The organism is Pseudaquabacterium pictum (assembly GCF_005403045.1).
GTDB lineage: Bacteria > Pseudomonadota > Gammaproteobacteria > Burkholderiales > Burkholderiaceae_C > Pseudaquabacterium > Pseudaquabacterium pictum.
Genome location: NZ_BJCL01000045.1, coordinates 1 through 1287, shown reverse-complemented (window position 1 = coordinate 1287; position 1287 = coordinate 1). Strand labels below are relative to the sequence as shown.

Here is a 1287-nt window from a genome sequence, read left to right as displayed (position 1 = left end):
TGAAGATCCACGAATACCAGGGTAAAGAGATCCTGCGCCAGTTTGGCGTGCCGGTGCCGCGCGGCGTGCCGGCGTTCACTGTGCAGGAGGCGGTGGAGGCGGCGCAGAAGCTGGGCGGGCCGGTGTGGGTGGTCAAGGCGCAGATCCACGCTGGTGGCCGCGGCAAGGGCGGCGGCGTGAAGGTCACCAAGAGCGTCGACGGCGTGAAGGACCTGGCGGGCCAGATCCTGGGCATGCAGCTGGTCACCCACCAGACCGGCCCCGAGGGCCAGAAGGTGCGGCGCCTGTACATCGAGGAAGGCGCGGACATCCAGAAGGAGTACTACGTCTCCCTGGTCACCGACCGCCAGAGCCAGAAGGTGGCCTTCATCGCCAGCAGCGAAGGCGGCATGGACATCGAGGAAGTGGCGCATTCCACGCCCGAGAAGATCATCACCGAAGTGATCGACCCGCTGACCGGCCTGGGCGATGCGCAGGCGGCCCAGATCGCCCGCTCCATCGGCCTGGGTGAAGGCTCGGTGCCACAGGCGGTCACGCTGTTCCAGAGCCTGTACCGCTGCTACATGGAGACCGACGCCTCGCTGGTGGAGATCAACCCGCTGAACTGCGATTCCAAGGGCAACCTGATCGCGCTGGACGCGAAGTTCAACTTCGACGCCAACGCGCTGTTCCGCCACCCCGAGATCGTGGCCTACCGCGATCTGGACGAGGAAGATCCGGCGGAGGTGGAGGCCAGCAAGTTCGACCTGGCCTACATCAGCCTGGACGGCAACATCGGCTGCCTGGTCAACGGTGCGGGCCTGGCGATGGCGACGATGGACACCATCAAGCTGTTCGGCGGCAGCCCGGCGAACTTCCTGGACGTGGGCGGTGGTGCCACGGCCGAGAAGGTGACCGAGGCGTTCAAGATCATGCTGAAGAACCCCGAGGTCAAGGGCATCCTGGTCAACATCTTCGGCGGAATCATGAAGTGCGACACCATCGCCGAGGGCGTGATCACGGCCTGCAAGGCGGTGAACCTGAGTGTGCCGCTGGTGGTGCGCATGAAGGGCACGAACGAGGACCTGGGCAAGAAGATGCTGGCCGAGAGCGGTCTGCCGATCATCGCGGCCGACACCATGGCCGAAGCGGCCACCAAGATCGTCGCAGCCGTCGCCTGAAGCCCCGGAGAAGAACCATGAGCATCCTGATCAACAAAGACACCAAGGTCATCACCCAGGGCATCACCGGCAAGACCGGTCAGTTCCACACCCTGGGCTGCCAGGCCTATGCCAACGGCAAGGCGGC

1 protein-coding gene and 1 pseudogene are annotated in these 1287 nt (G+C 65.0%); both read left to right on the top strand.

Features of this window, described 5'->3' with window-relative positions:
* A partial coding sequence (gene sucC, locus FFT10_RS27525; protein ID WP_137736083.1) for an ADP-forming succinate--CoA ligase subunit beta occupies positions 1–1160 on the top strand: 1160 nt, incomplete at its 5' end.
* 17 nt (positions 1161–1177) lie between these two features.
* A pseudogene (locus FFT10_RS27520) lies at positions 1178–1287 on the top strand (succinate--CoA ligase subunit alpha); the annotation flags it as partial.